Source organism: Clostridium sp. UBA5712, assembly GCF_002419845.1.
GTDB classification, from domain to species: domain Bacteria; phylum Bacillota; class Clostridia; order Clostridiales; family Clostridiaceae; genus Clostridium_J; species Clostridium_J sulfidigenes.
Window position 1 is genome coordinate 243,687 of the sequence record NZ_DIGW01000017.1, and the last position, 22,136, is coordinate 265,822.

Annotated in this window: 26 protein-coding genes; 5 read left to right on the forward strand and 21 right to left on the reverse strand. The window is 28.4% G+C overall.

Annotated features, from left to right (window positions below):
• Window positions 1-186 precede the first annotated feature (186 nt).
• The 3 genes from B3B03_RS17055 to B3B03_RS17065 form a co-directional block, all read right to left on the reverse strand.
• Window positions 187-519 (reverse strand): hypothetical protein, encoded by a 333-nt coding sequence (locus tag B3B03_RS17055; RefSeq protein WP_346848877.1) that lies wholly within the window; start codon window positions 517-519, stop codon window positions 187-189.
• A gap of 84 nt (window positions 520-603) precedes the next feature.
• The gene (locus B3B03_RS17060; protein WP_346848876.1) at window positions 604-1,383 is read right to left on the reverse strand and encodes a PHP-associated domain-containing protein; all 780 of its coding nucleotides are present in this window, start codon (window positions 1,381-1,383) and stop codon (window positions 604-606) included.
• A 177-nt stretch (window positions 1,384-1,560) separates the two neighbouring features.
• Window positions 1,561-2,970 (reverse strand): hypothetical protein, encoded by a 1,410-nt coding sequence (locus B3B03_RS17065; RefSeq protein ID WP_346849299.1) that lies wholly within the window; start codon window positions 2,968-2,970, stop codon window positions 1,561-1,563.
• Window positions 2,971-3,184: 214 nt separating this feature from the next.
• Between B3B03_RS17065 and B3B03_RS17070 the strand changes: the two genes are divergently transcribed.
• Window positions 3,185-4,294 (forward strand): ABC transporter ATP-binding protein, encoded by a 1,110-nt coding sequence (locus B3B03_RS17070; RefSeq protein WP_346849300.1) that lies wholly within the window; start codon window positions 3,185-3,187, stop codon window positions 4,292-4,294.
• Window positions 4,295-4,368: 74 nt separating this feature from the next.
• Here the strand turns inward: B3B03_RS17070 and B3B03_RS17075 are convergent, their stop codons facing one another.
• From B3B03_RS17075 to B3B03_RS17125, 11 genes are all read right to left on the reverse strand, one after another.
• Window positions 4,369-4,701 (reverse strand): hypothetical protein, encoded by a 333-nt coding sequence (locus B3B03_RS17075; protein WP_346877887.1) that lies wholly within the window; start codon window positions 4,699-4,701, stop codon window positions 4,369-4,371.
• 192 nt (window positions 4,702-4,893) lie between these two features.
• Window positions 4,894-5,724: an alpha/beta hydrolase gene (locus tag B3B03_RS17080; RefSeq protein WP_346877888.1), complete on the reverse strand. Its 831-nt coding sequence runs from the start codon at window positions 5,722-5,724 to the stop codon at window positions 4,894-4,896.
• Between the two features lie 59 nt (window positions 5,725-5,783).
• Window positions 5,784-6,497, reverse strand: coding sequence for a hypothetical protein (locus tag B3B03_RS17085; RefSeq protein ID WP_346849303.1), 714 nt, complete (start codon window positions 6,495-6,497; stop codon window positions 5,784-5,786).
• Window positions 6,498-6,548: 51 nt separating this feature from the next.
• Window positions 6,549-7,121 carry a class I SAM-dependent methyltransferase gene (locus tag B3B03_RS17090; RefSeq protein WP_346877889.1) on the reverse strand — a complete coding sequence of 191 codons (573 nt, stop codon included), beginning with the start codon at window positions 7,119-7,121 and terminating at the stop codon, window positions 6,549-6,551.
• Between the two features lie 45 nt (window positions 7,122-7,166).
• A complete protein-coding gene (locus B3B03_RS17095) occupies window positions 7,167-7,967 on the reverse strand; it encodes a sugar nucleotide-binding protein (protein WP_346849305.1) in 801 nt (266 codons plus the stop codon).
• Window positions 7,968-8,053: 86 nt separating this feature from the next.
• The gene (locus B3B03_RS17100) at window positions 8,054-8,515 is read right to left on the reverse strand and encodes a GNAT family N-acetyltransferase (protein ID WP_346877890.1); all 462 of its coding nucleotides are present in this window, start codon (window positions 8,513-8,515) and stop codon (window positions 8,054-8,056) included.
• 63 nt (window positions 8,516-8,578) lie between these two features.
• Window positions 8,579-9,196, reverse strand: a complete 618-nt coding sequence (locus B3B03_RS17105; protein ID WP_346877891.1) for a lactate utilization protein — start codon at window positions 9,194-9,196, stop codon at window positions 8,579-8,581.
• 117 nt (window positions 9,197-9,313) lie between these two features.
• A complete protein-coding gene (locus tag B3B03_RS17110; RefSeq protein WP_346849308.1) occupies window positions 9,314-10,129 on the reverse strand; it encodes an alpha/beta hydrolase in 816 nt (271 codons plus the stop codon).
• Window positions 10,130-10,252: 123 nt separating this feature from the next.
• Window positions 10,253-10,510 (reverse strand): TfoX/Sxy family protein, encoded by a 258-nt coding sequence (locus B3B03_RS17115; RefSeq protein WP_346877892.1) that lies wholly within the window; start codon window positions 10,508-10,510, stop codon window positions 10,253-10,255.
• Window positions 10,511-10,546: 36 nt separating this feature from the next.
• Window positions 10,547-11,101 (reverse strand): GNAT family N-acetyltransferase, encoded by a 555-nt coding sequence (locus B3B03_RS17120; RefSeq protein ID WP_346877893.1) that lies wholly within the window; start codon window positions 11,099-11,101, stop codon window positions 10,547-10,549.
• Window positions 11,102-11,149: 48 nt separating this feature from the next.
• Window positions 11,150-11,938, reverse strand: coding sequence for an alpha/beta hydrolase (locus B3B03_RS17125; protein WP_346877894.1), 789 nt, complete (start codon window positions 11,936-11,938; stop codon window positions 11,150-11,152).
• Window positions 11,939-12,522: 584 nt separating this feature from the next.
• Here B3B03_RS17125 and lepB point away from each other — a divergent pair.
• Window positions 12,523-13,035 (forward strand): signal peptidase I, encoded by a 513-nt coding sequence (lepB, locus tag B3B03_RS17130; RefSeq protein WP_035131837.1) that lies wholly within the window; start codon window positions 12,523-12,525, stop codon window positions 13,033-13,035.
• 98 nt (window positions 13,036-13,133) lie between these two features.
• On the opposite strand, the gene B3B03_RS17135 is transcribed toward lepB, so the two are convergent.
• Both B3B03_RS17135 and B3B03_RS17140 read right to left on the reverse strand, forming a co-directional pair.
• Window positions 13,134-13,652, reverse strand: a complete 519-nt coding sequence (locus tag B3B03_RS17135; RefSeq protein ID WP_346877895.1) for a GNAT family N-acetyltransferase — start codon at window positions 13,650-13,652, stop codon at window positions 13,134-13,136.
• 65 nt (window positions 13,653-13,717) lie between these two features.
• The gene (locus B3B03_RS17140) at window positions 13,718-14,611 is read right to left on the reverse strand and encodes an SPL family radical SAM protein (RefSeq protein ID WP_035131835.1); all 894 of its coding nucleotides are present in this window, start codon (window positions 14,609-14,611) and stop codon (window positions 13,718-13,720) included.
• A 276-nt stretch (window positions 14,612-14,887) separates the two neighbouring features.
• On the opposite strand from B3B03_RS17140, the gene B3B03_RS17145 reads away from it, so the two are divergent.
• Window positions 14,888-16,135, forward strand: a complete 1,248-nt coding sequence (locus B3B03_RS17145; RefSeq protein ID WP_346877896.1) for an aminopeptidase P family protein — start codon at window positions 14,888-14,890, stop codon at window positions 16,133-16,135.
• A gap of 96 nt (window positions 16,136-16,231) precedes the next feature.
• Here B3B03_RS17145 and B3B03_RS17150 read toward each other — a convergent pair whose 3' ends face one another.
• The 3 genes from B3B03_RS17150 to B3B03_RS17160 all read right to left on the reverse strand — a co-directional run bounded on the left by B3B03_RS17150 (window position 16,232) and on the right by B3B03_RS17160 (window position 18,118).
• The gene (locus tag B3B03_RS17150) at window positions 16,232-17,038 is read right to left on the reverse strand and encodes a hypothetical protein (protein WP_346877897.1); all 807 of its coding nucleotides are present in this window, start codon (window positions 17,036-17,038) and stop codon (window positions 16,232-16,234) included.
• A gap of 169 nt (window positions 17,039-17,207) precedes the next feature.
• Window positions 17,208-17,696, reverse strand: coding sequence for a GNAT family N-acetyltransferase (locus B3B03_RS17155; protein WP_346877898.1), 489 nt, complete (start codon window positions 17,694-17,696; stop codon window positions 17,208-17,210).
• A gap of 80 nt (window positions 17,697-17,776) precedes the next feature.
• Window positions 17,777-18,118: a hypothetical protein gene (locus tag B3B03_RS17160; protein ID WP_346877899.1), complete on the reverse strand. Its 342-nt coding sequence runs from the start codon at window positions 18,116-18,118 to the stop codon at window positions 17,777-17,779.
• Between the two features lie 339 nt (window positions 18,119-18,457).
• Here B3B03_RS17160 and B3B03_RS17165 point away from each other — a divergent pair, with 339 nt between their 5' ends.
• Together B3B03_RS17165 and B3B03_RS17170 are read left to right on the forward strand one after the other, a co-directional pair.
• Window positions 18,458-19,456: a phosphotransferase enzyme family protein gene (locus B3B03_RS17165; RefSeq protein ID WP_346877900.1), complete on the forward strand. Its 999-nt coding sequence runs from the start codon at window positions 18,458-18,460 to the stop codon at window positions 19,454-19,456.
• Window positions 19,457-19,507: 51 nt separating this feature from the next.
• Window positions 19,508-19,804, forward strand: a complete 297-nt coding sequence (locus tag B3B03_RS17170) for a hypothetical protein (protein WP_346877901.1) — start codon at window positions 19,508-19,510, stop codon at window positions 19,802-19,804.
• 568 nt (window positions 19,805-20,372) lie between these two features.
• On the opposite strand, the gene B3B03_RS17175 is transcribed toward B3B03_RS17170, so the two are convergent.
• Window positions 20,373-21,578, reverse strand: a complete 1,206-nt coding sequence (locus tag B3B03_RS17175; RefSeq protein WP_346849006.1) for a GNAT family N-acetyltransferase — start codon at window positions 21,576-21,578, stop codon at window positions 20,373-20,375.
• Window positions 21,568-22,131 carry a GNAT family N-acetyltransferase gene (locus tag B3B03_RS17180; RefSeq protein WP_346849007.1) on the reverse strand — a complete coding sequence of 188 codons (564 nt, stop codon included), beginning with the start codon at window positions 22,129-22,131 and terminating at the stop codon, window positions 21,568-21,570. Before B3B03_RS17180 ends, B3B03_RS17175 begins: the two co-directional genes overlap by 11 nt.
• Between the last annotated feature and the right edge of the window lie 5 nt (window positions 22,132-22,136).

A 22,136-nucleotide genomic window follows, 5' to 3' on the forward strand; every position in this document is an offset into this window, starting at 1 on the left:
CCCATATTTATCTAATCTCAGATCTATACACTATTTAATATAAATCTATATAAACTTATAATATATACTCATATTAAATTATCTTATATTATTTAATATGAGTATATCAGCCAAGAGGACAAAGGAAATTATTTCCAAGTTATTTGGTCCTATTAGAAGCTTATTAATTTCTATATCGCCCTCTAATTATCTTTTTCCTTTTCTTCGTAATTCCTTTTGTAATTTAATCTGAAATCTAGGATCATTAGCAATGTAGTAACTTAAAATATCACTTATAGTTTCTCCATCTAACCCTTCAATTCCACCTCTTTTATCTACTTCATCTTCTATAATATCTAAAATATATTCTTCTAGAATTTCTCTTGTTAACTCCTCTCTCTCTCTTATTTCTTCTTCCAGTTCCTCTCTTTTCTCTTTTTCCTCATCAGCTTTTAATCTTTCTTCTATTGATATATATTTATTATTTCTTTTCTTTTGTTTTTTCCTCTTTTTCTTAATTTTACACAAAAAACACCTCATATTAATCCTCTCTCTTTAAAACTCTTTCATTATAAACTTCACCTACTAATCCTTTCTAGTTAATATCTTCCCTAAGAACTCTATTTATATAGTAAACTCCATATCTTTGTTATACTCTGTTCTAGCAATCAAATATCTTTTTAATATTTTAGAAGTGTATACTCTAAAATTTAAGGAGGGTTCTATTTTTATAGAATAACCTTCACTAGTTATAGCTAATCTAAGCTCTTCTATGGTATAACATGGATTATCTAGTTTAGTATATATCCCACCCAATTGTAATGGAGTGTGACTATCACTACCTGTAATTACATTAACTCCTATTTTACTAGATAATTCATATAACTCTCTTCTTACCTCTTTTTCACCTTTTTTGAATATATCTTTAGCATTTAAATCTATAGCATCTAATCTCTTTAGTAGTTCTTCAGGATGATTACATAACTTATGTCCTCTTCTAAAAGGATGTGCTCCTATTTTTAAACATCCATACTCATCAGCTAAATCTAATAACTCTTTAAATTCCACTAAGTTTTCTCTATTCATATAAGGTTCTAGCCTTTCATGAATCTCTAATATAGCCTCTCTCCTTCCTACTAAAACAACATGTCCCTTATCCTTTATGCTCACTTCCATAGCAGGAAAAACAGAAACTCCTTTAACTAAATACCTATGATCTTTGTATTCATAGTTTTCTTTAAGATATTTATATATTTCTTTAAAATTTATAGCATTAAAATGTTCACACATAATTATTCCATTTAATTTATTTTGCTTTGCATATTCAATTTCCTCATTAAAAAATCTCTCATTAAAATCTTTTCTTTTACTCAACAATCCATGGACATGAAAATCTATGTTCATATTAACTTCTCCTCTTAAAATTACTGATAAAATCTAGAATCTAAACTGTAAACTCTCTCTTCTTATCATTATATAGAAATAACACCAGTAAGTTCCCCATATCTGAGTTGCTTCTCATCCATTACACATAAATAAAAGACTGACCCAAAATAATTTTGAGACAGTCTTTGTGCAAAACTAAAATCCGATTTTTTCTTTTCTAAGTCTTTGTATGGCTCTTTTTTCTGTAATTACTGCTACAACTTGACTTTTTAAATTCTTATTTTCTGAGTATTTTCCATGGAAGGATAAGAAATTGAAATTTCCAATAAGAGCAAGATTTTCATCACAAATCAACACCCTTTCACAGGTATCACCCTTCTTTATTTCAAAAAGTTTACCATAGTTATTAAAATCATCTTTAATGATATCTGCTATTCTTTCTGATCCTCTTTCCATTTCTTCCATATTCAAATCCTTATTGGAACCTAAGCCATAAACTATTCTAACCTTAACCTCTCTGTTTAATGCCTCTTTCAAAAGACTATATACTTTTTCCTTATACATTACATGATTATTTATCCAAGGAGTAACTATGTCTATTTCGCTTTTAGCTGCAATTAAAGCTTCTTTGAAAATATCAATGATTTCATCATCCTTTATAGTTTTATAATCAGCTACCCCTAGTCGAGATAAGCTATTCACTATTTCTATAGTACAATCTACATTTTTCTGAACTGAAGTCATATAACTCTCTTCTAATTCTTCTATATTCTTTTTAATATTTTCACTTATTTTTTCATAATTTCCTTTTTTCTTTAGTTCTTCAAATTCATCAGTAATGTTATCCACCATTTGATTAATTTGTCTCTCACTTTGTCTTATACAAACATCCATAACATTATTAGTATGACTCTTTAAGCTTTTTTCAAAGCCATCTAGATTTATGTTACTACTATTTTTAATTTCTCCCTTCATAGACTTGAACTGCTTGTCTATATTCATTCCTATTTGCATCTTTAATGAAGTGCTCTGTCTAGTTAAAATTTGTTCTACTTCTTTAGTATAAATATTCATACTTTCATTTAAAAGCTCATTTATTTCTTTATTAATTCCCCTATAATCTTTTTCACTATTATCACTAACATAATTTTTTATTTTAGTTTCTATAATTTCTATGAGCTCCTCATTATTCTGTGAAAATTTGTTTCTTGCCTCTTTTATTACATCTTCATAAGTATTATTAACAGTTTCTCCCATTTCATTGACTATCTGTTTCTCCACAAATCTTTTTTTCCCTTTCATAGTGGTTGCTAAAACATCAGACATACTATTATTAACTCTATCATTTGCATATTCTATAACATCTCTTTTTACTTTACTTATCTGATTATTAACTTTTTCCCTTATATCATCTTTAATGTCAAAAGTTTTTTCATCAACTGTAACCACTGCTTCTACTTGTTCTTCATGACTCTTCTTTTTTTTCTTTAAATTATACCCCTCAAGCAACTTTGAAAATAGAAATACACATAATGTAGCTAAAGCTATTACTAGTAAAATAGTAATTACTAAAGTTATTGTGCTTTCTCCTAAACTTTTAAACATCATTTTTCCCCCACAATCCTATTTGCATTTAAATTTACTGTAAACACCCCTAAAACAAATAATATATACATTCATAATTAATATACTATATATTATAATATTCTACCAATATATATAAATCTTTATAGTTAAAAGAAAATATGATGAAAACTTTCAAATAAGTATGCTATAATCTATGTTATCCTATTTAAATCTTATGAAAAGGAGTAATAAAATGGCAACTATAACCTTTAATAATATTGTTAAAAAATATGATGAAACCAATATTGCTGTTGAAAACTTTAACTTAGAAATAAGAGATAAGGAATTTATTGTTTTAGTAGGACCATCAGGATGTGGAAAATCTACAACTTTAAGAATGATTGCAGGTCTTGAAAGTATTACAGAGGGTGAAATATTCATTGGTGATAAATTAGTAAACAATGTAGCTCCTAGGGATAGAGATATTGCCATGGTATTTCAAAGTTACGCTCTATATCCCCATATGACTGTATATAAAAATATGGCTTTTGGACTTGAAATGAAAAAGGTACCAAAGGATGAAATTCATAAAAAGATCACTGAAGTTGCTAAAACTCTAGACATTGAAGAACTATTATATCGTAAACCTAAGCAGCTGTCAGGGGGGCAATGTCAACGTGTTGCACTAGGACGTGCTATTGTTCGTAATCCATCAGTGTTTCTACTTGATGAACCTCTATCAAATTTAGATGCAAAGCTTAGAACTCAGATGAGAACTGAGATAATCAAGCTACATAAAACTTTAGGTACAACCTTTCTATATGTAACCCATGACCAGACAGAAGCAATGACCATGGCAGATAGGATTGTACTAATGAAAGATGGCCTTATTCAACAGGTAGATACCCCTATGAATCTATATAATAATCCTTGTAACTTATTTGTAGCAGAATTCATGGGATCTCCTAAAATGAATACCCTAGAAGTTACTCTTATAAACAACTCTAACAATTTTTATGCTAAACTTAATTGCATTACAATTAAATTACCTAATACAGATAAAATTAAGTCTTTATTTAACAACTACGCAAATAAATCTATTATCTTAGGCTTTAGACCTGAAGATATATATGTTGAGAATAACACCATTAAAGATAGTCTAAGCAATATTATTTCAACTAAAGTTGATATTACTGAACTAATGGGATCAGAATCATACTTATATCTAGATTGTAACGGTAACAAGTTAATAGCAAAAGTTCCATCTTCTACAGATATAAAATCAGAACAAATAAATATAGCAATTGATACTAGCAAACTTCATTTTTTTGATAAAGATACAGAAGAAAGAATAAATATCTAATATTATTAAATTTTAAAAGCACCTTCTTAAAGATTATTAGGAAGGTGCTTAATTATTAACCTTTACTTGTTTATCTAATTTATTATCTCTATATTATCTATGCTTTCAATACGGATAATATTAGTTTTAGTAACATTCTTTTTATCTTTATAGGTTATCTTAACCCACTCATCATCTACATCAAGAACTTCACATTCCATTTCGCTTTTGCCTGTAAATACTACAGCTCCATCACAATCAATAATACATTTCACACCAATTAGATCCTTTAACAACTTTGACAAGGCCTCTTCCCCCTTAATCTTTCTTTTTAAATTCTTTAATTCACCTTCTAATTTTTTTATTTTTGATGAATATCCCATCTGAGATAGGACTAGTACAAATGCAATTAACCCAAAATACTCCAAGGAATTAATCCCCTTTCTATAACTTAAAACTTTACTAAGGTGTCCATATCCTCTCATAGATATGAAACTATATAAATATTAACATATGAACCTAGTTATATAGTCATATATAAACCTATATAACTATATAACTATTTAACTATTTAAATAGTTGTTCTGTTCATGCGGGTTTCAGCGTCTTTGCTACTTAAATTAGCTCTTTATAAATGCTTCAATTACTGACTTAACTTCCTCTTTATTTTCCATATATAACATGTGCTTTCCTGAAATAATTTTAATCTTCATGTTAGGAAATATAAAATTTTTATGATGATCTGGTCCTACAGCATAATCTTCATTGCCAGCTACTACAAGGACTGGAATGTTTATTTTTTTAGTAATATCAAAATAATTCTTTAAATACTCTTTATTGCTAAGTCCTTGATTTGCCATAGATGGATTAAAACTATCTATTGTATTACTTACTTCCCTTAATTTTAAAAAATTATCATATTCCTTATATTGAAGTTTATAAAAGATATCTTTTTCAATAAGTCTAGTAACTATATGTTGCCATTTTTCCATATATGATTTAGCCTCTATGGACTTTAATTCATTTTCAGATAATAATTTTGATCCATGATATATTTGACTCTTAAAGGAATCTTCCATGCTAAGAGTAACATTTAATAAAATAAGCTTGTCTATAGCCTCTCCATACTTATGAGCATAGTTTGTTGCAATAATTCCTCCAAAGGAATGAGCCATGACTATCCACTTTGATATGCCTAATTTTTTTCTAATTTCCTCCATATCCTCTACAAGTCTATCAATAGAGTACTCAGTTTCCTCGTCTCCTTCTGATCTTGCACTTCCTCTTTGGTCAAAATATATCATATTCATAAAATCTTCTAATGCAATTCCACCTAAAACTTCAAAATCAAGACTTCCTTCCCCTGGTCCACCATGGACAAATATACACGGAATACCTTGTCCTGATTGCTTTACATACAAGTTAACCTTATCCCTCATTTCTAGATACATTTATTTCACCTCTTTAAAATATCTTCCTGTTATTTCAATAGTGTTCCCCTCTGGATCTTCTAGTATATCATCCACTTTTTAGTTCTAGGATTATAATCAAGGCATATTCCGCATCCAGGTATATTTCTCTTTCTATCAAGACTTTTGTGTATATCATCAATATAACCATCTTTTTTAATGGGATATATGTTGACACCATTACTATATGCATTCTCAAAATCAAATGCTGCCCCACCCTTAAACATATCATAAAGTTTATCTAATATCTCTGATGGTACTGGCTCAATACTTCTTTTTCTTCCCTTTAACTCACTAAGAATTTTGTGATGAATAACCTCTTTATAAACTTTTATATCATTCATATAAACCTTTACTATATAATCATCATCATGACAAAGATAAGCATATCTATTTTGTAAACTATCGAAAGTAAACTTCCTTAAAGGTTCAACTCGATGTGCTAAATACAATAACTCTGCCAGTTCCTCATTACTAACTTTCTCAAGATCATCTTCACATTGAAAATCTACCCAACAAAAATCCCCATAACTATATACATCTTCTTCTATAAAACTTTCCATGTTATTCTGCAAAATATATTCAAACCCTAACTTATGACTCCAATTGCCCTCATCTGGAAATCCCTTTAAAACTAGAATGTTATTAGGTGTTTCTTTAATTCCACTCATAAAGTCCTTAAAGGTCATTCCTGATGTAAACACAGAATTACTTTCTTCATCTATTTTTATATAACAAAACCATGTATTCTTCATTTTATTACGCCTATCCTCTCTAATATGTTCTCTCTATTCATCCATTATATATTAATATTTTATCTTTTTAAAAATATACGTAACAATAAAGCCCCTATCATCTTGACTTTCACTATATTTAATTAACTTAAATGACTTATTTAAATCTTCAAAATCAGTTTGCTGAATCAAGTCATCTTTTCTAATTTTAGTATCTACTTTATGCTTCCATCCAAAACCACATACAAATAAAATGCCATCATCAGCTATACATTCTCTCACATATTCAAGCTGGTTCTTGCTTAATCTATAATGGTTAACTAGAACATTATCAAATGTTCCAATATTTTTTAAAGAATTTATTACACTTAAATCAATTTGCTTTGTATGAACCAAATAATTATTTATTTTTGCATATCTATTCAACCTTTCAAGTGCTTTATTGCTAAAATCAATTCCTGTTACTTGAAATCCTTCTCCAAGAAAAAATAAAGTATTTCTACCATCTCCACATGCTATATCAAGAACAGATCCTTTTTTAAAGTATGCTATATTTTCAATTATTGATTTTTCAGCACTCAACGGCTTGTCACTTCTATTTTTAAACTTATCATCCCAATATTCCTTATTTCCCATGTACTCCATACTATGCCCCCTAATTTAACCAAGGTATATTGATATATCCTCTAATTAATCTTGAATCTCCCTTATAAATGTTTTAATAATATTTTTTCTTTTATATCCACTTATATTATGATAAATATCTTCTCGCTTATAATCAGGTACTATAAAACTGCTATCAATATTCATCAATTTTGCTAAATGTATGTTAAAATCATAATGACTTACTGGTTTTTCGCATGCTATATTTATTGTTCCTTTAAAATGGCTATATATAAGTTCAATTATAGCCTCTGCTAGATCTTCTACATTAATAAAACTTGCATAGAAATTTGCGGTTCTTGAATAACTTCTACCCGTTTTTGAAATTTCCAATAAAGACTTCATTCTAGTATCCATTCTTCCATCATAGTCATAACCATATATACTCCCTGGTCTTACAATTACATGATTAGAATGCCTTTTAACTATACTTTCGCCTTCAATTTTACCGTTAATATACTTTGAAAAATATTCATTAGGCATACGTTTATGAGTAATTACATCTTCAGTTTGATTCTTTCCTTTTCCAATTGTAGTAGAAATATAAATTAAACGTACATCTTTAGAGATATTAGTAACTATCTCATTTATACCTATTTTAGATAAGGACATCTCTTTTTCCACATCAATAATACTCCAAATAATTATATCAGGTTTAAATGAAAGCAACTTCTCTATATCTAATTTATTCAATACATTGATTTGTAAAAGTTCATGATTCCCTAATCTATAACAAGTTCCATAAATATCATCATTATTACATTTCTTAAGTTTCTTATATATTGTATTTCCTAAATATCCACTTGCCCCTATAATTAATATTTTCATAGTTGTATTCCCTTCTAAAAGATATAGTAAATACTTTCTTATTCTAATATTGTAAAAAGATTTATACTATTCCATTTTTTCTTTTTTTATAATCTTTTTAAGTATAATCCAAATGGAATCTCGTAGTAGGTCGGGTTATTATTGTTATCAATATAATGATAATCGTAGTTTTGAAACTTTACCAATTCAATAAATCCCCAAGATTTATACATAGCTGTTAATCTTTCTAAATCATTGTTATCAGCTGCAATTGTTACTTCTTTAAATCCTTTTTCTTCAACTCTTTGAAGAACCCTTTCCATGAGCTTCTTCCCAAGTCCTAACCCCCTAAAGCCTTTTTCTATTCTGAAAGCACAAAGATAAGCTCTGTCTTTACCATTAGCTTCATTCTTATCTTCCGAATTCCAAAATATATAAAGCTCTCCTATTAACGAGCTATCTTTCTCATTTTCAATTGTCCAAAACTCTATATTATCTTTTTCAATTTCTTTAATGAAATATTCTTTAGTGGGAGATTCATTTTTCCATAAAGCCTTTAATTCATTCAAATTACCCGTCCTAATTATCATATTTATCTCTACCTTTCATGTAACTATTGAGTTAAATACATATTAAAAACCACATTCCTCATTAACTATAAATAATTTCATCCTATTTTTATCCGCTTGTCCCTCAATTATGGAAAGAACATTACAAACCCTTTCCTTTGATTTACAATCTACACATCTATTTATTTCTACACAGGGTGGATTATAACCTGCTCTTTTTGCATTTAAAGGACATGCTATGTTCTTAACTCTTTTCATTCCCTCTTCAACATTGTCTACAATTTTATTTTTACCTACAACTACAATTACTTTATCTGGTCCAAAAGTAATTGCTGCTACCCTATTTCCACTATGATCCACATTGATAATTCTCCCATCAGTGGTCACAGCATTAGAACCAGTAATATACCAATCAGTTATAAGAGCTTTCTTTTTCAGCATTTTAGTTTCATCCTTAGTTTTTCCAAGTTCTTTATCATAAACTATATTTCCTCTGTCCATCAGTGATTCTACTATATTCATTTTCTGAAGGGTAGCTGAATGACCAATTCCAATGATACATTCTTCATGTATAATTTTTAATATATGATTCTTAACTTCAGTTAAATCTTCAAAACATTCAACCTCTATATTTCTCATCCTAAAGTTTTCTTTTAACTTATTTATAGTATTTATATCCATGATTATACCTCCATAATAATTTCATATAGAAAATACCGTATATACATAAATGAATAGTACGGTATTCTATAGATAAACATTCTAATTTCTTATTAAATACTCCTATGTTATAAGCTTCTATTCTTCAACAAATCTCATTAATTCTTCATTAAATTTTTCTTTCTGATCGTAAAATACTCCATGACCACTATATTTGAATGGTACAAGTTTTGAATTTCTAATACACTGATTTTGAATTTCAGCTAACTCAAATAGAACCACTTTATCATGAATGCCATGAAGAATTAATGTTGGAACTCTTATAGTCTCTAAATCAGAAAATAATTTTTCCTCACCTAGCCACGTGTTTGCAATAGATGCTGTGGCCCATCCAGCTGCCTGTAGTCCGAGATTAAAAAACCACTGAGAAAATGGTTCAGATATATATTTAAAGAAAAATATATCTCCGAAATCTCTCAGCATTTTAGGCCTATCATTATATGTCCCATCAATAATTTTAACAACTTCTTCTCTATCCAATCCATATGGAAAGTTTTTACGCTTAATAAGACTAGGTGCTGCTGCAGATATAAGAACTAGCTTAGATACTCCATATCCTTTATGACGAGCCATATATCTAATAGCTATAGCTCCACCTGTTGAATGCCCTGCTAGTGTGAAATCTCTAAGACTTAGTGCATCTACTACACATCTAACATCATCAGATAAACGATCATAATCATATCCATCATAAGGTTTATCAGAATCTCCAAAACCTCTGGTGTCTATTCCGATACATCTATACCCATACTTTGGAAATTGGTCAAACTGATATTCAAACAGATTATGGTTACCAGGCCAACCATGTAAAAATAGAATTGTTTTTTTTCCTTCTGGATTAAGATCCTCTACATAAATTTTCACATTTGGTTCAACTTTAATATAATATCCCACTCATTACCTCCATCAATGAAATAACTATATTGATAGATTATTCACTCAGAAGTTTTATGTGAGTATTTTCATGATGATTGTCCAATATATTGTTTGGTGATATTATAGGAATATTAGATTTACTTAGCTTTTTACTGTATTATAGAATTCTTTTAGATCTCGCTTTACTTCCTCTGAAAGAGAATGCCATCTGATTTCTTGTATTGCTCCCTCTAATGCACATAACCTATTGATACAAGCAGAATCGTCTATGGCTTTAATATCTAACCATGCTTGTTTACTCCCGACTGTTTTTAATTGTTCAACAGTTTTTATGCCGACTTCTTTAAGTTGTTCTTCTAGTTTCTTACCTATATTAGGTAATTCAGATAATTTACTCATAGTTTCCTCCTATTTAAAGTTATTTAAATTTTAAACTTATACTTTTGTCCTTATAAAATAATCATCATATAGCATCATTTTTCTATTTAATGGTACATAATATTTTTTCTTTAATGACTCAATACGCTCAGTTGCATTTGGAATTGCTTTTGTAAGAATTCCCTCAACATTAAAGAGTTCAAAAAAATTCTTATTTACAATTTCTAAAATATCATCTATATATTTTTGTTTTTCATATTTACTATGCAAATCTATTCTCAATAATTCATAATGGTTAAACTCATCTTCTGCTTCTCTTTTAAACATTTCAATAGTTCCAATTCTTTCATTTGTATCATTCAAAATTATCGTCCATCTCACAAAGTATTTATTCTCATAGGAAAAAGTCCAAAATTTAATTGCCTCCTCCATTCTTTCAACTGTTGTATAATAGAAATCATCACCATTACAGTTATCAGAATTAAACAATTTCACAGCCTCTTTATCTGAATAACACTTTAGCAATTCCTCTGCATCTTTAATTGTTGTCTGTTTTAATGCAGTCAAATGATTTTTTAATATAGGGCACTGCTCATAAACATTCCTTATCATTTTAATCTTCTCCTTAAGTTAGTGCTTTTGCCTTAACTTTATCCTCATCTATCTTGATTCTAACTCTCTGAAGATTATTTCATAGAATTTATCTTTACTATAAACTTCATTCCAAGGGTTATGTCCACATTTCTTTAATAATATGAATTTAAAATCCTTTATGGTTCTTGTCAGTGGCTTTTCAACACCTTCAAAAGAATGAGAATCATATTCACCATGTATAGCAATTACAGGACATTTTATATTCTTTCCAAAATCCAAAAGTTCTCCATTGCTTCTTAATTTATTAATTTCTTCCATACAACTTTGAAAAACTTCTGGTTGGAAATCTAGAGATTCATTTTCAATAGAAATTGGACTATAGGAATCCGCCTTTGCCATTAATTCTCCAAATTCACGCAATACTTCTTTTTTGTTTGGATTATTATGTTCATTTAATAATTGAAATAATGTACCAACTCTTAAGTTTTCTTCTTCTGTAAGTCTGTTAGCTCTTTTACTATTCATTGATGAAAGATAAATATCTTCATAGGATCCACTTCCTATAAGTATAACCTTACTTACTAACTCTGGATATTTCCATGCAAAAATATAACTTAACCATGCTCCCCATGAATGACCAATTAGTGTTACTGGAAATTGTCCATTATTTTCAAGCAATTCTTTAAGTTCAGAAACTTGTCCATCAATAGAATTTGCTGATTGCATAGGTTCAAGAACTCCATATTTCATTGACAATTCTTTTGCTACTGGAGCCATTCCCCCTGGAGCACCAGGTCCTCCGTGAATAACTGCTATATTATATGGTTGGCTTCCATACCTTCGTATCTTAATCATATAATTACTCCCTTTTATAAATATATTAGACAATTTTTATATTATCTCTAATATTTTTTGAATTTTAATCCTTATCATTGTTAATCTTTACAATTATTTATTTTCTTTATTATACAAAACCTTAAAGTTTATTACAAATTTTTTCTATTTATGTATATTCATAATAATTATCTATTCTTATCAGTAAGTATTTTTCTTAATCTATTTCCCTAAATATAAAAAAATATTTTAAATCAATATATATTCCAATATGGTAAATAATAGTATAATAGACTTAACCCTCATTAAATCTTAGGCTGAATAAATGTGTTATTAAATGTTATGAAAGATGTGGATTCAAGGCTATAAAAATCCTTAAAAAAAGAGAATTTCATGAAGGTCAGTATAGAGATAATTTGATAATGCATCTGGTCAGGTTTTAATATATATCTACTATTTAATAAAAATATTATATAGAAGGATGTGCTTGTTTTGAAAAGATATTCTTTCCTAGACTTAGGTAAATGTTTATTAGTTGCTATTCCTACGGCCTATTTATTAGGAGTAGTAATTATGTTTATAATTCAATGTTGGAGGTTTTTCATATGAAGGAGTGGTTACAACGAAAGTCTATACCTAAACCAGAATTCCTATTAATAGTTATTTTATTATCTATTGCTTTTATCCTACAAGGCGGACTTTTAGTTTTTAAAATAGGTATATACTATTCAACTGTTTCTGGGAAATCTATGGAAAAAACTTTATCAGATGATTCCAAACTACTTCTTATTAAATCTGATTTGAAAAAAATTAAGCGTGGAGATTTAGTTTCTATTAAAGCTGATAATGAAGGTAGTTATAACTTACTTAAGCGTGTTATAGCACTCCCTAATGAAAATATAAAAATCAAGGAAAACAAAGTATATATTGATGGGCAGCTTCTAGATGAACCTTATGCCTATTATAGTCAATCCAGCAAAGATGATTTAAACCTTACGATTCCACCTGATGGATACTTTGTCATGGGGGATAATAGATTAGATAGCGTAGATTCTCGTGACTTTGGACCAATATCAAAAACTTTAATAAATTCTGTAGCATTAAAATTTAGAAAATAACTCAAAGAATAATCATTATACATTAAAAATAGGAATAGATATGTTGCTAGTAATATACCTACTCCTATTTACTATTATATCCGATTTAACTTTATCTCTTAATTTTCTTTTAAAAATCTAGCTAGTAACAATGTGTTTTTGTATTCACCTTTGATTTTTATGTTTTTATTTTTTCTTCCCTCTTCAATAAATCCGAACTTTTTATAAAGTGCTATAGCAGGTGTATTTTCTTCAAAAACCTCTAATTCAATTTTCTCAACTTGATTTTCTTTGCACCACTTTATAACCTCTTCCATTAACAAAGTTCCTATTTTTAACCCACTGTATTCCCTTAAAATTGTTATACCAAAATCTGCAACATGACTTGTCCTTTTAGTTCTACCCCTTTGTAATGTGGTAGAACCTACTATTTTCTCATTTATCTCTGCTACTAAAAATAAAGATGTATTTTTAATATATTCTGCCTCGTCTTCAGCTGTTAAGTCAAATTCGTCTGGGTCTTTAGGAAAGAAACTTACCTCGCCCATTACTTGTTTCACTAACATTACAATTTCATTAGAATCTTCAACTGTTGCTTTTCTAATTATAAGTTCATTGTGATTTTTTATCTTCATCATAATTATAATACCTTTCTACACTTTAAATATTTTCCAATTTGCCATTTGTATTATATTTTCCAATTTCAATCAAAAATTGATAATTGAGTATGGCATTCTTGATTTAACTTTTCTTTCATTGGTTTGGAATAACTACTTGATAAACCATATTTTTCTCTCAAAGCATTTACTGTTTTATATAAATTATTTTTATATTCCTTATTTGCTCCACCAGTTTTATATAATAATAGTAGGTCATCATATATCTTTGGAAATTCTTTCTTTATGAAATCTAAAAATACTTTTCTTGTACTACCTCTTAAATAAAGAGTTCCTGGTAGAACGTAATCCACATCACATTCTTTAGCATGAAAATATAGAGAATTTATATTTTCAAAAGTATCTGTTATATATGGAATAATAGGCATAAAATGAAGTCCAGTAGATGCATTGGTTTTACTAAATTCCTTTAACATTGCAAATCGTTTTAAAGATTCTACTCCATTTGGTTCAATTAATTTTCGTATATTTTCATCCATAGATGTAATTGTAGCTGCTATATTTACATAGGTAACCCTAGAAAGATCATCTATTAAATCATAATCTCTTAAAATTAAATCTGATTTAGTTGAAATAATGCATGGTGTTTTATACTTTATCATAAGTCTTAATATATCCGGCATTAGTTTATACTGTTCTTCTACTGGTTGATAGCTATCTGTTACCCCTCCAATATTAACAACTTCCCTTTTCCACGAAGGACTACTCAGTTGTTTTTCCAATTGTTCAACCACATTAGTTTTTACATATATGTCTTCAAAATATTTATCTGAATCTAAATATTGATGTGAATACATAGCATAACAATATTTACAACCATGTTCACAACCTCGATATATGTTTAAATCCCAGGCAAAGGGTATTTTTCTTTTTAATTTATTACACGCTACATCACAAGTAATTTCTCTAATCTTTGCCATTTATTCACCTCCAATATAACAATTATAAGGAATATAAAAACTAATTATTTCATTTTTTACTTATGGGTAATATTTTACCATACATATGTATATTAAAGATATCTTTAAGAAAAAAAATTATTTTTATCCATGAATAAGTTTCTATATTTTCACTTATGTAATCATTTACTATAAACTGAAATTAGGTTAATATTATTATATAAACATCTTTTATAAAAAATTTAATGTGCCTTGAACTTAACTATTATCTATTACTTAATGAAGGGGTTGTTTGAAATGAATAAAGATTTTTTCAAGAAGAATAGGCTAAAGTTATCAATGGAATTAGCTAATGGATCCATATTAATAATGTTTGCTGGAAAAGCACCGAAGAAATCAAATGACTATAATTATAAGTTCACACCAAATAGAAATTTCTATTACCTGTGTGGAGTTGATGAAGAGCATATAAATCTTGTAGTTATTAAAGATAGAAATGGGAATATAGAAGAAAGACTTTATATCAGAAAATTTGATGAAAAAAGAGCTAAGTGGGTAGGTAAGAGTATTAATGTTGAGGATGCTAAAAAAATATCTGGAATAAATGATATTAGATTTATAGATGACTTTAAAACAGATTTAAATAGTTTAATATCAACTAAAAATTTAGTCCATATATATTTAGATTTAGAAAAAGATGCCTATGAAGATGATTTAACTACTAATGGTTGCTTTGCCAAAGATTTAAAGGAAAGATACTCTCAGGTATTTATACACAACGTATATCCTAAGTTATCCATTCTAAGAATGTGCAAAGAAAAAGAGGAAATTAAAGAAATTAAATCTGCTATAGAGAAAACTAAATTAGGAATAGAAGCGATGATGAAAAATGCTAAACCTAATATTACGGAATATCAACTTGAGTCCTATTTCGATTTTTCATTAAAAAACAATGGTGTGAAAGATTTTGCCTTTCCAAGTATAATTGCCAGTGGAAAAAATGGAACAATTCTCCATTATGAAGATAATAATTGCGAAATTAATGATAACTCTTTGGTTTTATGTGATGTAGGTGCAGCATGGAATTATTATCATGGAGATATAACTAGAACCTTTCCTGTTAACGGTAAGTTTACCGAAAGACAAAAACAAATATACAATATAGTATTAAATGCTGAACTTGAAACTATAAAAGCTCTTAAACCAGGTCATACTTTTCAGTCAATAAATGAGGTTACAAAAAAAGCTTTAACAGAGGGATTAATTGACCTTGGTATAATAAAGGATGAAAATGAATTGTCTAATTATTACTATCATCAAGTAAGTCATCATTTAGGACTAGATACCCATGATGTAGAAGATTATGATGCGCCTTTTGAAGAAGGCATGGTAATTACAGTAGAACCTGGCCTATATTTATCCCAAGAAGGCATAGGAATAAGAATTGAGGATGATGTAGTTATAACTAAAAATGGATGTAAAGTCTTGTCTGATGAGATTATAAAAACTGTCGAAGAAATTGAAGAATTTATGAAGAAATGTTAAAAACAAAGAATTTTTTAATCCTTTAAAATATGAAGGAGAGTAAGTAAGTTTGTGTAAACACAAATTTACTTCTCTCCTTTTTTAATATATAAACTTTTATTTAATAAGTGCATCTCCAAAGAGAGAATTGAAGGTTTCATTTGCTATTTTTGTAAAGTTCTCAGGTGTAGAATATTTATTTTCTAGATTAAGATTTTCCCATGTAGCAGTCCAGATTAGATATTTATCTAGGGGTAACATGCCCTTTACCTTTAGATGACAACCATCACGAACTAATAATCCATCTTTAGCTATTTTTTCAATATCAAAATATAACCTTGCACCTGTTTTATATTTCATTTTCTCATCCATAATAATTTTATTATTTTCCTTGGATAATACAACGACTTCACTTGAAACATTCCCATTAGAAAACATAATATAATCACTATAGTCCTTTGGATCACCAAGAAGCTCACCTATAGGCTTGTCCTTGTAGTTGCTACCTTCTTTTTTTAGTATATTCCACGACTTTAAACATCCATCGCTTTTAATTTTTTCCCAATTCTCCATTGTGGTACTATGAATAAGAACCCTAGGTTCATTTCCCCTTAAAAAAGCTTCATTATAATGATGATTCTCATATTCTTCCTTTGCTTTAATTAAGTCTTCCTCATCTACCGACAAAATCATATTCTTACAATAGCTATTTTCATATTCTATAAAATCCATAAGATTAAATTCCCACTGCTTACACTTTTTACTTACCTTTAAAGTATATACAGATGAATTGCCTCTTCCATTGGTTATTTCATAATTCTTAGAATTAGTTAAGCAAAATACAATCCAATCATCAGTATATCTTTCATCTGTAAATGGATTTATATGCTTCGGTTCAAATCCAGGTTCTGTAATGTATATCAAAAGCCTTCCTCCGTTCTTTAGATAATTGTTACCACTATTAAAACTAAATTATAATTATTCTGTTTTTAATATTTCTATTATAGCATATTTTCTAAATATTCATTATTATTTTTTATTTAATTTAATTATTAATATCTATGGCTTTAATATACTTAACATTATTCCTTTATTAAATTATATTCTCAACTTCAATAAATCCAAATTTTTTATATAGATCATAAGCAGGTTTATTGTCTATATGTACATCTATAATAATATCTTCTATATTCTTTTTATGCATATCATTTACACAGGTAGCTAATAGTGTAGAAGCAACTCCTTTATTTCTATGATCTGGTGCAACATGCAGTGAATAAATATGCATCTCATTCACACTTCCAGGTAAAGCTATTAAAATACCTATTACATCATCCTTACATTGTGCAGTTATAATATATCGTTTCGAAAAATCTCCCAAAATATTATTCCTAAGATTTTCAATAAACTTATCTGGTTTTTTACCAGAAAGGTCAGTGTCTAAGGTTCCCTCTATAAACATTGATAGATAAGTATTTAATTTACTTTCTAACTCTGCTCCTTCTAAAACTAGGTCACTGATTTTAAATTGAAATGGTCTTTCTATTTGGTTAATTAACCTCTTTCTAAGTTGTATGCTCATTTACTTATCCTCCTTTATAAATAATTAGTACAAGATATCAAACTCAAAAATTTTATAACCTACATACAAATATATTTCACTTAAAAATACATAAATTTTATAGTAATAATAAGCGCTGGTAGGGTTAAAACTACAATACCAACATTTATAATTAGGGCAGCGATTGTTAAAAATAAATCCACTTTAGGAACACATATATTACTAATCTCTCTTTCTCTTAGTGATTTTGAACTTAAAATGCTATATATCATTCCAATAATACTAATTACTAAAATTAATGATATGGTGATTAGTAAAAGTAACTCATTATCTTTAGGTAGATAAAATATATCCATGATCATAAATATAAAATATATAACTGCACTAATCCCAATAGATATAAAGGAATATAAATTAAGTTTCGTATGTGATTTTATTTTCATTTTAACTCCCCCAATGCTACACAATATTTAATAAGCACAACCTTGTTTTACCATATTATAACATATGTTCAAATTAAAAGCTAATTATCTCCATGAATATCATTTTTTATTAGCATAATGGAGTTATAATACCACATGAAATTATATTAAATTTTCCTCTTAAAATATACACCATTTAAGTTAATTATAGTAAAATATTCTTATACTATTGTACAACTATATATTTTTTGATTACCAGATATGTATACATTGACGTATTATGACCTCAAATCATGCTATATAAATTGGTCTAAAATTTAAACTCAGAATTATATTTATTTTAATAAGGAAGTGGAAGAATTGGATAGAGAAATTGAGAAATTATTTAATAATCAAATTTTAGGAGAAGCGGCAAGAAAGTTTAATATAGATATGTCTACACTAAATTTAATTGGAGGTTTTCAAAACTATGTTTATGAATATAAAAAGCAGGAGAAATCTTATATTTTAAGATTTACTCATAGCTCACATAGAAGCGATAACCTTATAAAAGGTGAACTTGACTGGGTTTTATATTTAATTAATAGTGGAGTGTCAGCTTCAAAGCCCATCTACTCTATCTCTGGTAATTTATCAGAAAAAATCCATATAGGAGGATCGTACTTTACAGCTACTTCTTTTGAAAAAGCTACTGGAAGAAAGATTGGATATCCTGAATGCATTAGTAATAAAGATTTATTTGAGAAATGTGGTAGATTAACAGGGAAAATGCATTTTTTATCTAAGAAGTACATACCTTCATCAAAAGAAATTAAGAGACCTGATTGGTCACATAATTACTATCTGCAAAACATAAAGAAATATATTTCTGCTGATCAGTTCAAGATTTTTGAAAGTTATGATGATATAGTGAATAGAATAAATAAGCTCTGTAAGGATTCTGATTCCTTTGGAATTATTCACGGAGATATTAATGTTGGAAATTTTTTCCTAGATAATAAAGATATTAATATATTTGATTTTGATGAGTGTCAATATAGTTGGTTTATTGAAGATATAGCTATTCAATTGTTTTATATTACTTATGTATTCTTAGATGATAGCATGGATGAAAGACAAGCTCAAAGTTGTATTTTTATGAAAAGCTTTATGGATGGTTACCTTAAAGAAAATCATATAGATGAATATTGGCTAAAACAAATACCTCTATTTCTTCAACTAAGAGAACTTATCGTCTATATAGGTATATGTCGTAGCACTGGTTTTTCTAACATGAGTCAATGGATGAAAAACTATATTTCTCAGAGCAAATCTAGAATCGAACAAGGAATTTCTATAGTAAGTGAGAACTATGTATAAACTACATAATTCTTTTATATACTTAAATATTTATTTTAGGAGGATAACATTTTGGATCTTTTGGGGGCATTTTCATATGCATGTTTAGCATTTCTTATTTTCAACTTATTATATATGATACTTATGAAATATAGAGGTAAAGCCATTAATTCCTTTATTATTATAGTAAATTCTCTATTCTTAGTACTTATATCAAATTTAAGTATATGGCAAGGAGGAATATATGTTGATGAATATAACCTAAGTGGTAGCAGTATAGATTTCTACATTAACCTTGTAAATATATCTATTTTTATTATCATAGCTTCTATAGCATCTTCCAATAAAAATAGACGTAAAAATCATTAGAAGGAGTTCTAATAGTATTGAACACTTAAATGATTATATTTTTATGAAAGTATGAGGGGCCTTCGCAAAATAAGCTAATCTAAGTAAATGTTGAGCTTGTACTTATATTATTGCTGTTCAGCCGTTTCGAAGCATTGATTTACTAAAAGGATTTATTCAAGTTAAAATCTACAACACAACAACTCGTATTCACTCAAACAAGTTGCGTTGCTTTACGATTTTACCATTCATAAATCCTAAGTAATAAATGTTCTAGGAGGTTCTTCTAATAAATTAGAAGAACTGAGTTCGAATAACTAAATCAAAGATTTAGATTCTTACTTATGCAAATGGCGTTCGTTAACAATAATATTAAAGTACATGCTCAACAGTTTATATAAGATTAGTGATATATTTTGCGAAAGCATCTTCCTAACCTTCTACTCTCCTATTTCCTCCAAGTGCCCTGTATCATTAATGCATTTCACAGCTATCGTATTGCTTATCTCATCACATTTAACAATACTTATACTACAATTATCAAATTCCATGTTATATCTTTTAAAAATCATTATTACAAACTACACCATTAAAAATAATATGGATTATAAAGAAACTTTCTAGGAAACCAATGGTCTAATATTATTTTAAACTTTGAATCTGATAGTATAATCCATTCCTTAAATTCAAGCTCTTCTACAGAGTATGCACCATACAATAGTGCGGTAAGCCCTTTTATGTCCATCTTTACATCTGGTTTTTTACTCTCATATTTGCTCATTTTTAGTTTCTTATTCACAGCTTCTAACTTATAAATACCATTATTCCACTGACAATGTTCATCATATAATTCTAAAATAATATTACCTTCTAAAGCTACATTAATATCATTCATTGCTTCTACTGCATCAATAATTCTTACCATCCATGGATTATTGTTAATCTTTACTTCAAAAGGCCTCATTGGATCATTCAACCATGTCCAAAAATTAGTACCATATGGAACTCTTAATTCTATATGTGAAAATTGGTCTTTGTGCTTTGCAAAATATCTGAATAACATCACTCTGCTTTCTATGTCTTTCCAATACATTTCTGCCACAAAAATTTTTCCATTTTCTCCTGATCCTATTTTAATATACTTTGCTGCTGCCATAGTTTTATTATTTTTCTTTATAAATACTACAATTACACCACCATGATCTTCTATCCAATACTCCTTGGACATATTATTGAGAAAAACAAGTCCATGATGCTCCAACAAATCAAGTTCAAATTTAAATGCTTCAAATTCCTCTTGCACCTCAATAGCTCTTACTCTTTTCTCTTCCCATTCACCATTTATTTTTGATACATCTTTTAAATAATGAAAAAATCCATCTAAAGAAATTTTAACTAGCAAATTGTCATTTGTACCCACATACCCAAAAGAATTATAAAAACTTTCTTTAAAAGGATGTAATAAACTAATAGATTGATTTTTTTCTTTCATATCTATAAATGCTGATTTTATCAAGTCCTTTACATATCCCTGCAAACGATATTCAGGAAAAGTAGCCACATGGGAAACCCCTCCCATCTTCTTAATTACACCTCTCACTGACTGATTAAATGTATAGTTCCTTATCATAGCTACTAGTTTCTCTTCATCAAACATTCCTAATATTTCATCAGGAGTATAAAATGATAATTCATCCTTTGCTGGTTTAGTATCAGTCCACTGACGGCCTGTACAATATACGTGTAGCTCCCTTACTTGCTCAATATTCTCAGCTTTAATTTTTTTAATTTCCATAGGCATATTCTCCTATATATTTCTTTAGAGATTGCTCCATTCTGCTTTTCATTGATAATATGTCTATTAAGAATACATCCACCAAAAGTTTACCCTCCATCTGATATTCTTGTTTGGCAACTTGTCCACAAAATTTGTGATAAAACTGATTTGATGCTGCATAATGATGGTTATAGATAACAATCTTTTCCATACCCATAGACATGTAGAAACTCAATGTATAAATAATCATCATGAGAGAAATCCCCCTATTTCGCTGGTCAGGATATACCCAAATCCCATTTAACTCTATACCTTTTTCAGGTATATCAAAGGTTTCCGCAAAACTGCTAAAGGCTACTCCAAGCATCTTGTCATTTTCAAATGCTCCAATTAACAAGCGAACATCATTATTTTCTTTCCCTGTATGCATCCACTCTACCCAGAAGTCTAATTCTTGAGAAACTGAAAGGGTGTTTTCAGCCTTACCTGCCAACTCTTCCGTCCAGCACAAAATCTTTAATTCTAAGGCCTGCTGCATGTCAGATTCCTTTAATTGTCTAATTTCAATCATTGATT

Excerpts from the sequence above, each read along its gene's own strand:
- lepB (WP_035131837.1), top strand. The coding sequence starts at position 12,523 with ATGAAGGAGTGGTTACAACGAAAGTCTATACCTAAACCAGAATTCCTA.
- B3B03_RS17115 (WP_346877892.1), bottom strand. The coding sequence starts at position 10,510 with ATGAGTAAATTATCTGAATTACCTAATATAGGTAAGAAACTAGAAGAA.
- B3B03_RS17180 (WP_346849007.1), bottom strand. The coding sequence starts at position 22,131 with ATGATTGAAATTAGACAATTAAAGGAATCTGACATGCAGCAGGCCTTA.
- B3B03_RS17055 (WP_346848877.1), bottom strand. The coding sequence starts at position 519 with ATGAGGTGTTTTTTGTGTAAAATTAAGAAAAAGAGGAAAAAACAAAAG.
- B3B03_RS17125 (WP_346877894.1), bottom strand. The coding sequence starts at position 11,938 with ATGATTAAGATACGAAGGTATGGAAGCCAACCATATAATATAGCAGTT.
- B3B03_RS17155 (WP_346877898.1), bottom strand. The coding sequence starts at position 17,696 with ATGAGCATACAACTTAGAAAGAGGTTAATTAACCAAATAGAAAGACCA.
- B3B03_RS17145 (WP_346877896.1), top strand. The coding sequence starts at position 14,888 with ATGAATAAAGATTTTTTCAAGAAGAATAGGCTAAAGTTATCAATGGAA.
- B3B03_RS17090 (WP_346877889.1), bottom strand. The coding sequence starts at position 7,121 with ATGGAGTACATGGGAAATAAGGAATATTGGGATGATAAGTTTAAAAAT.
- B3B03_RS17085 (WP_346849303.1), bottom strand. The coding sequence starts at position 6,497 with ATGAAGAATACATGGTTTTGTTATATAAAAATAGATGAAGAAAGTAAT.
- B3B03_RS17135 (WP_346877895.1), bottom strand. The coding sequence starts at position 13,652 with ATGATGAAGATAAAAAATCACAATGAACTTATAATTAGAAAAGCAACA.
- B3B03_RS17120 (WP_346877893.1), bottom strand. The coding sequence starts at position 11,101 with ATGATAAGGAATGTTTATGAGCAGTGCCCTATATTAAAAAATCATTTG.
- B3B03_RS17065 (WP_346849299.1), bottom strand. The coding sequence starts at position 2,970 with ATGTTTAAAAGTTTAGGAGAAAGCACAATAACTTTAGTAATTACTATT.
- B3B03_RS17080 (WP_346877888.1), bottom strand. The coding sequence starts at position 5,724 with ATGTATCTAGAAATGAGGGATAAGGTTAACTTGTATGTAAAGCAATCA.
- B3B03_RS17060 (WP_346848876.1), bottom strand. The coding sequence starts at position 1,383 with ATGAACATAGATTTTCATGTCCATGGATTGTTGAGTAAAAGAAAAGAT.
- B3B03_RS17105 (WP_346877891.1), bottom strand. The coding sequence starts at position 9,196 with ATGGATATAAATACTATAAATAAGTTAAAAGAAAACTTTAGGATGAGA.
- B3B03_RS17160 (WP_346877899.1), bottom strand. The coding sequence starts at position 18,118 with ATGAAAATAAAATCACATACGAAACTTAATTTATATTCCTTTATATCT.
- B3B03_RS17175 (WP_346849006.1), bottom strand. The coding sequence starts at position 21,578 with ATGGAAATTAAAAAAATTAAAGCTGAGAATATTGAGCAAGTAAGGGAG.
- B3B03_RS17095 (WP_346849305.1), bottom strand. The coding sequence starts at position 7,967 with ATGAAAATATTAATTATAGGGGCAAGTGGATATTTAGGAAATACAATA.
- B3B03_RS17140 (WP_035131835.1), bottom strand. The coding sequence starts at position 14,611 with ATGGCAAAGATTAGAGAAATTACTTGTGATGTAGCGTGTAATAAATTA.
- B3B03_RS17070 (WP_346849300.1), top strand. The coding sequence starts at position 3,185 with ATGGCAACTATAACCTTTAATAATATTGTTAAAAAATATGATGAAACC.